This window comes from Sulfuricurvum sp., assembly GCF_022759005.1.
Taxonomy (GTDB): domain Bacteria; phylum Campylobacterota; class Campylobacteria; order Campylobacterales; family Sulfurimonadaceae; genus Sulfuricurvum.
This window is the reverse complement of sequence record NZ_JAEMQA010000126.1, coordinates 22,875-32,353: the sequence shown is the minus strand read 5'-3', so window position 1 is coordinate 32,353 and position 9,479 is coordinate 22,875. Positions and strand designations below refer to the sequence as shown.

2 protein-coding genes and 1 pseudogene are annotated in these 9,479 nt (G+C 46.5%); all 3 read left to right on the top strand.

Going from position 1 to position 9,479, the window contains the following annotated elements:
• Window positions 1–6,039, top strand: a pseudogene (locus JHC35_RS07875) (hypothetical protein); the annotation flags it as partial.
• Between the two features lie 7 nt (window positions 6,040–6,046).
• Window positions 6,047–8,164 (top strand): ATP-binding cassette domain-containing protein, encoded by a 2,118-nt coding sequence (locus JHC35_RS07870; protein ID WP_295043892.1) that lies wholly within the window; start codon window positions 6,047–6,049, stop codon window positions 8,162–8,164.
• A gap of 8 nt (window positions 8,165–8,172) precedes the next feature.
• A complete protein-coding gene (locus JHC35_RS07865; RefSeq protein WP_295043889.1) occupies window positions 8,173–9,432 on the top strand; it encodes an HlyD family type I secretion periplasmic adaptor subunit in 1,260 nt (419 codons plus the stop codon).
• The last annotated feature ends 47 nt before the right edge of the window (window positions 9,433–9,479 follow it).

The following is a 9,479-nucleotide window of genomic DNA, read 5'->3' as shown; positions in this document are numbered from 1 at the left end:
GCCGGTGCCGGTGCCGATATTATTTACGGGGACGATAATAGCGGTGTTAAGGTCGACGGAAGCCAAAGCGGCGATGATTTTCTCTATGGAGAAGATGGCAACGATACTATTTACGGAGGTCTTGGTAACGACAGCCTTTGGGGAGGAAACAACAATGATACCCTCTATGGCGGAAGCGGCGATGACTACCTAAACGGTGAGAGCGGAATCAATATTTTGTCAGGAAATGACGGGAACGATACCTTTGAACTCTCTCTTTCAACCGCAACCAATACCATTATAGGCGGTAATAATACCGATATCTTGAACTTTTACAATGCAAGCAGCGCCGTTGCCATAGATTTAGCGCTCACCTCAGCCCAAGCAACCGGTGGAGGGGGTAGTGTCACCCTCCTCGACAGTATTGAAAATATTTCCGGTTCCAATAGCGGTGCGGATCTGATCGCCGGAAATGGTTTGGATAATACGATTTTAGGCAACGGAGGCAATGACTCCCTCTTCGGTGCTGCAGGCAATGACTCTATTGACGGAGGATCAAACAACGATACTATCGCAGGGGGAAGCGGAATAGATATTCTCAGCGGCGGATCAGGCGATGATATTCTACGTGGAGGCGGAACTGCCTACAACAGTGCCAATAGCGCTGATGGCGCCGCAGATACCCTCTATGGTAATGCCGGAAATGATGTACTCTACGGTATGCTTGAGGGCGACACCCTTTATGGTGGGGACAATGCTACCGCATTTAATGGAAATGACCGAATCGATTATAGCGAGCTTGCTTCCGGAGCCGTGTACATCGATATCAATGCAACCGCCGGACAATCGTTTGCCCGATTGGTCGGTACCCCATCCGCTACAGATACGATCTTTGGGTTTAATACCGTAGTCGGAAGCAATGGAAATGATACGATTGTGGGCAACACCAATGCCAATCTGATCAATTCAGGTTCCGGTAACGACGCTATTTATATGAGTCCTCTTTCCAGTGTTTCATCATCCGCAAATGCCGGCAGCGATACTATCGATATGGGAAGCGGAGACGACAGTGTGTATCTGTTTGCTTCCGAACTCACAAATACCGATACCATAAACGGCAATAGCGGCAATGACACTATTTTCTTCAGAGATGGCGGAGTCATCAATAATGCCTCCGGATTTTCAAATGTCTCCAATATCGAATACGTTCAATTTGCAGACGTTGCCAACACAATTAGCCTAGATACGACCCAACTCAACGGAGTACAGCTCATCGGCGGAAGCTCAACGGATATCTTTAACTATGCGATAGCCAATTTCAGTGCTCTCGATAAAATCAACGGAGCGGGAGATAACGATACCCTCTCCTTTACGACAGCGGGAACCCTCACCGATTCCATGCTCAGCTCGATCACCAACATCGAAAAAATACAATTAGCAAACGGTACCAATACGGTGAGTGTCGATGTGAACAGCGTGGGGGGAGGCATCGCGACGCTCTATGCCGGAACCAGCGGTACCAATACATATAATTACACTTTGTCAAATCTCACAAGCGCCGATCATATAGTAGGCGGCGGTGCGGGAACAACCGATATTCTCCAATTTTTAAATGCGGGAACGATTGCGGATGATACGAGATTCAGCGGACTTAGCAATATCGATCAAATCAAGTTAGCCAACGGTACCAACACGTTTAATATCGGCTCCAACGAAACACAGCTCAGCGGTGTGAGCCTTGTCGGCGGAAGCGGCATTGATACCTTTGTTTATACTTCAACAGCACTCACCGACACGACGGCGAATGCAAAACTCATCGGTTCAGGCAGCAATGATATTTTAAAAATTACAGGGTCAACCTCCGTAGCCGATGCTAATCTCGCTGGATTTTTATCCATCCCGACATTGGACGCTAATAGCTATACCGGCTCCATTGTTCTGGGTGCCAATGCTACGACAATGGGGCTCTCTACGATTGATGCGAGTGCAAACGGCGGAACATTGAGTATCAATGCCTCAGCAATGACCACCGGTGTCACGATCAAAGCCGCAACCGTTGGCGGAAGCACCTATACCGGTAGCAATAGTGCTGCTACCGATGTCTTAACAATCGGCAGTGCCATTACCCAAAATGCCTCCGCCATCACTAAAATCGAAACCATCAATGTAAACGCCAATACAACGTTTAGCGGTGATATCACAGGTGTAAACAATCTGAGTATCGCAAGTACAAAAACACTTAATCTTGATGCCAGTGCGTTAAGCGGTGATACGATGAGCATCGCCGATGCGGGGACTTTGATCATCAATAATGCCGACACTTCAACATCAGTGAGTGGACTCACGTTCACAGGTGCCGGTGCACTGCAAATCAACGGAACCGGCAACAACGACACCCTCACCCTCAACTCTACCCTCACCTCTTACACCGGAACGATAACCCTCAGTGGCGGTGCGGGTGATGACACGATCACCGGATCCACTAAAAGCGATACCCTCTACGGAGGTTCCGGCAACGATACCCTAATGGGCGGTGCAGGAGCCGATTATATGGATGGTGGAGCGGATAATGATACCTATCGCTACACGGCAACAGCCGATATTTCTACAGATTCCATCAACGATACGGGCGGGGGAACCGACATTATCTGGACTGATGCAAACGCGAATTTCAATCTCTCTACTGCAACCACAACCGGAATCGAGGAATTGAAATTTTATCAAGGTGCCGGTACCCAAACCGATACCATTTCATCGGCACAGGCATCCTCGTTTACCACCTTTACCGGTTTTGCGGGTGCTACTGATACGGTTAGTGTCACGGGAGTAACGGCAACACTTGATATGAATAGCGGCAAAACCTACTCCAATATAGCCAAAGTTATCGTCGATGCATCAAGCGCTTCAGCCGCAGTGACACTTACGGGAGTATCGACGATTGCCAACAGTATCACTGGCGGTAGCGGTAACGATATCATCATTGCAGGAACCCTCGCAGATACATTAGCGGGCGGTAGCGGTAATGATACTTTCAAAATTAACAGCAGTAATTTGACCTCCACCGATATCATCTCCGATACGAGCGGTTCGGATACTCTGGAGATTACCGATGCAGGTGCGACCATCACAGATGCTCAATTAACGAATGTAACCAATATCGAAATTTTGAAATTGGGCGCAGGGTCTACCGCAACGCTCGCAACTGAGGCGAATAACGGAGGAAATGGATTTAAAACCGTCAATCTCAGTGCCGGCGGAACCAATACCATCAACAATAGCGCCATCAACAATATCTCCATTGTTGGCGGGGCAGGAACCGATACCCTCAATATCAGCGGCAATGTCGCCATTAACGCAAGCAATCTAAGCAGTGTTGAAAATCTCAATATCACAAGCGGCACCAGTGCCATGAGCGGTACACTGAATGCTGCTACAACAGCAACGGTTTCCTCGGGGGCTACATTGACCACCACGGCTCCTTCGACAACACTTTCGGGCAAAACGGTGAATGTCAACGGAACCCTCACCGCTACCAATGTGAACGGTACCGATTTATCGCATGTCACGCTCAACAGCGGCGGAACAACAAACTTTACCCTCTCTGCCGGAGGAGCTTTGAATGCAAGTGTGGCAGGGTTCACGAAAGATTCCAACGGAATGCTCAAAATCTATGGAAACACCGGAAATGAGACAATCACCATCGATAGTGCCAAATTCACCAATGCCGGTGATCTCATCAGTGATACCGGAGGGACCTCAGATACGCTCGTTGTCACAGGGAACAATGCCATCGATTTTACAAAAATCAGCGGCATGGAGATTGTTGATCTAACCAATTACACCGGTACGACCCTTACGACCAACACTACAACGGGTGAAACGATCAAAATTAATTCTGTCTATACGTCGATTAATGCAGGGGGAGGGACGGATCAGCTCTACATTAATGCGAACAGTGTTGATTTAAGCGCCGCAACACTCAGCAACATTGAAAGCTATTACGTAGCAAGCGGAGCGACCCTCATCATTAGAGCCTCAGATGTCACCGGAAAAGCGGTTACGGGTGCCGGAAATATCACTGTTTTACACAGTAGCGATTCGGCGTATAATTTTTCCGCGATTACTACAGCGGGGACCAAAACACTTGAATTTACCGCGTCATCAGCCTTTAGCGGTAATTTGGGAAGCCTCTCTACCATCAGCGTCGATAGCGGCGTCACCGCAACAATGAGTGCGGCATCACTCAACGGTAAAACAGCGACGCTCTCCGGTGCCGGCGCACTGAATATTACCGCCGATACGACAGCGGCGAATAATAATTTCAGCGGACTCACCAACAGCATCACCGGCAATGTGACACTGAATGTCTCCAGTACACTGAATTTGACGGCTGTCAACCTTGGAAGCGCACTCGATAAACTCAATACAAGTGCGTTAGTCACACTCACCGGAGCACAGGCAAATGCCATTGGGCAATATTCAGGAACGGGGAATATCACGATTGAAGCCGGAACCGCATCCAGCGTCGATCTCTCGACTAAAACCTTGAGCGGATACAGCGGCACCTTCACGATCAATGACGGAACAGGAGTTCAAACGCTCACCGGTACCATCAATGATGATGTCTATAATATCGACAATGCCTCCGTCAATATTTTCGCCAGCGGCGGGAATGATACGATCAATATTTTATCGACTTTGAGCAGCAACTTGAGTGGGGTCATTGACGGTAGTGCCGGTTCATCAGATGTCCTAAATATCAATAAAAGCGGCTTGATTTTCAATATGAACAACATCACCGGTATTGAAACGATCAACGTTAACCAAAATGCGACCTTTGCCAATGGAGCGCTTTCTGCTACCGCAACGATCGCATCGGGAGTAACATTGAGCGCAGACGCCTCTGTGGTCAGTACAAAGACAGTAAATGGTACCGGAACACTAAGCGTTACCAACCTTGATGCGACATTAACGGCTGATTTTTCGAACATCGCCGCAGCGACAACCGTCAATGTCGATTGGAGTGGGACAGGAACCTATACCGGAAATCTGAACAATGTCGATACATTGAACATTTCAAGCGGTACAATGGAAACAACCGATGATATCATTTCCGGACATACGGTTACCGGAACAGGTGCGTTAATCATTGACGTAGACAATAATGTGAATAACACGCTCAGTGCTATTGCCGCATCCGTTAATGAAACAATCAATTTTACCGCTTCCACGACATACACCCAAAACATTTCCGGTGCTGATGCTATTACGCTCGCCAGCGGTGTCAACGTCGATATTACCGGTGCAACACTGAGTGCTACCACATCCGTGAGTGGCAGTACCGGCGATGAAACACTCACCATCGATCAAGCACTGAGCAGCATTAATTTGGGTACCGGGACAGGAGATACCCTCATTACGACAGCAACCATGAATCTCAGCGGAAAAGTTTCTGGCATTGAAACGCTTAACGTTACGGGGGGAACGACAACCCTTAACTATACCGATATAGGATCCAGCGGCATTTCAACCCTATCAGGTTCGGGTTCTGTCAGTATCAACGGGACTACCTCGATGGATATCCATTCCGAAACCGTATCCTTAGGAACAGACAACCTCTCGATTGCCGGAACAACCGGCAATGACAATCTCGTTTTGGACTTTAGCCAGCTTGATAAGGTTCAATTCAACGGAAGCAGCGGAAACGATACGGTCTCATTTTTTGGGAGTACGGCATCAACCACACTCACAGACACCAATGCCTTTACGAATATCGAAACCCTCGATATCCATTCTCTTGGACTATCAGCAGGAGGTCTTACAATAGACGCTAACTCACTCTACGCCTTTACCGGAACCAATGTAGGACATTCTCTCACGCTAGATGCCGCATCTGCTGATTTATCAGCCGGACATCTTTCTTTGAGCGGGGTAAATTCTTGGTCGATCGACGGCGGCGCTGCCAACAGCGGTAATTTCACATTAAGCAGCGGTAATCATACATACTCGCTTACCGATACATCCGGGCATACAACAGATCTGCATGTACTGGCACTTTAGGATTTAAATGGAAGAAACGCTCAACTCTCAACAATCAACACACGATAGACTTCTCCTGTCGTTCAAATACATCCTTGATTTTTATCATGGAGATGTAGAATTAAAAACGATCTCCACGATCCTCTCGCCGGCAAAACGTCATGTGCAAGTGGAAGATCTTCAACATGGCGCCGTGGACTTCGGTCTCAATTTTGAAGAAGCCGAGATGTCTTCAGACATCGTCTATTCCCATATTTTTCCATGTATTGTCACGGGTGAGGATGCCGATGAAATGATTTTAACGGGATTAGACAAAGGGACGGTTTATCTTCTGGATCCGATCACCCATGAAAAAAGCAGCTCTACGATGGTCGAACTGGTTGAGCGATTCGATACCCTTCTGTATTTTTACAAAGATATCATTCCTCACACTATTTTGTCGCATAAAACACAAGGAAAAGAGTGGTTTTGGAACCATCTCCTTGAAGCCAAATCCGACATTAAAAAAGTGGCTCTTCTCACGGTATTTATCAATATATTTATTCTCCTCGTCCCCCTCTATGCGATGAACGTTTATAACCGCGTTATCCCGAATTTTGCCACAGAAACGCTCTTTGTTCTCACAATCGGTGTCGTATTGATCTTTATTTTTGATGCTCTTTTCAAAATGGCACGTGCCTATATCCTCGAAAACATGGGACGGCAAATCGGAAGTGCTTTGGAAGAGGAGTTACTCAAAAAATTGTTGTTGGTTCAGAGCCAACACGATCACCTCTTAGCCGGGTCAAAAGCCAATCTTTTTCGTGAAATCGCCCAGGTTCGTGACTTTTTTATGTCCAAAAGCATCGCCTATGCCCTCGATTTGCCGTTTGTATTTTTGACGTTGATCGTCATCTATCTCATTTCTCCGAGTGTCGCAATCGTTACTTTTTTATGCGGGGTTGCGATTATCGTAGTGAATATCGTTTTACAGCTCCCCATTTTCTCTTTAGGGAGAAAATTGTTCCATGACGGGCAGGTAAAGCATAACTACCTGTTTGAAACGATCAAAGGAATCGAGACACTCAAACTGACCAATGCTGTCTCCAAACGGTTGCACAAATGGCGTCAAGTGATCAATTTTTACAATTTCGTTAATCTCAAAATCCAAATGTATACCAATCTAGCGACCAATATTTCCTATGTCATTATGCAGTTGGCGACGGTTTTGACATTGGTCGTCGGGGTTTATCAAATACAGGAGAAAAATCTCACAATCGGTGCACTCGTCGCTTTAGGATTATTGGTCGGAAGAGCGATGGTTCCGATTGTCAATATTTCGACACTCCTGAGTAAGTACAAAGAGTTCAAAGAGGCTCTCGAATCGCTCAATAAATTTTGGCATATCCCTCTCGAAACCCAAAAACCGATCGACATCGGGATCAAAAAACTCCAAGGCGAAATTGAATTTAATCAAGTCTCTTTCACCTACTCAGGGTCTAAAAACCCTTCACTGAACAATGCTACGTTCAAAATCAAACCGGGTGAAAAAATCGGCTTTATTGGACCGACCGGAGCAGGGAAAAGTACCGTTTTACGCCTTTTGACCGGATTGGATACCCCGAGTTCAGGATCCATTTTTATCGATGGACACGAAATCAATACCATTCATCCGGTAGAGCTGCGCGACAATATCGGCATCATGCCCCAAGAGCCGTTTTTGTTTGACGGAACCCTAAAAGAGAACATTGAAATCGGTCGCAACATCGGCAAAGACATGCTCATCAAACTCTTGGCGATGACCGGTCTGGAAGAGCTGGTCAAACGCTCCGGCGAGGGAGAAAACTTCCAAGTCGGCGAGGGAGGATCGCGCCTGTCGGTCGGACAAAGACATCTGGTCGGATTGGCCCGTTCGCTCATCAATGATCCCTCCATTCTCATTTTGGATGAACCGACTACCGGTATGGACGTCGGTTTGGAAAGAGAGATGATCCACCATCTCAAACCGATTGTTGCGAACAAAACACTCATCCTCATTACCCACCGTTTTGCCGCACTGGATCTCGTAGATCGAGTTATGGTCATCAACAACGGCCGCATTATCGCCGATGGGGCGAGAGATGATATTCTTCGACAATTACAATCTCAGAATGTGAGTAAACAATAATGAAAAAAATGACACTCGAAAAACGGTGGAACTACTATATCACCGTCATTCCGATCGGAGTTTTTTTACTCACCGCTTTACTTTGGGCTGCTTTTTCAGAGATTGACGAAGTGGTTCGCGGTGAAGGAAAAGTAATCCCTTCCGGTCAAACCAAAATATTACAGCATATGGAGGGGGGGATTGTTGCCCAAATACTTGTAAACGAGGGAGATCTAGTTTCAATCAATCAGCCCATCTACCGGCTGGAACAGGCATCATTCACCGCGGAATCCAATGAAAAAGATCTCGAAAAAGTATCCTTACAAGCCAAACAGCACCGATTGGAAAGCATGACCAACGGCACCAATTTGGTATTCAGTGCCGATTTCAGTGAAAAATATCCCCAAATCGTCAACAACGAAATGCAAATCTACTACAGCGAAAAGCTCAACAACTCCGATCGTCTCAACAGTGCCATGCAAAAAGTAGAACAAAAAAAATATGAAATCCAAGATTTAGAGGCGAAATTGAGAGATTTGAGCTCTGAACTCGATGTAGAGACTCAAAATACCGCTATCGCGGAACAATTGATGAAATCGGGAGCCGGATCGAAAAAAGAGTACTTAGCGGAGATGAGTAAAAAACAAAATCTCATTACCGAGCTTAACAGTGTCAAAAATCAAATCCCTATTGCAAAGGGAAAAGCAAACGAGGCACTCTTCGAACTAAACTCAATCAAATCCGAAATCAAATCCAAAGCACTCAATGAACTTCAGGACGTTCGCCTCAAGTTGAGCCAAACTTCCCAACAAAGCGAAGCAAGCGTCGATCGTACAAAACGGCTTTTAATCACCTCTCCGGTCAAAGGAGTCGTCAATAAACTCTATTACTACACCATCGGAGGCGCGATTAAACCCGGAGACAAAGTAGCTGAAATCACCCCATCAGAGAGCGGCTTTATGATTGATGCCAATATACGGGCCTTGGACCGCGGACGTATCTGGATCGGACAAAAAGTGAGTATCGAAATCACCGCCTATGATTATGCCAAATACGGAAAAATCGACGGCGAGCTGGTCTCCATCAGCCCCGATAGCTACACCAATCAAAAAGGGGAAATCCTCTATGCGGTCAAAGTCAAAGCCCACAAAGACAGCCTCGGAAAAAATCTCCCTATCATGCCGGGGATGGAGGCTGTGGTTAACATCGTGACCGGAAAAAGAACGGTCCTCAGCTATCTCTTCTTGCCGATTAAGCGGATGGGGCAAAACTCGATGCTAGAGCCTTAAATAACTATTATGTTATAATAAATATGTTATAATAAAGAATACGTATA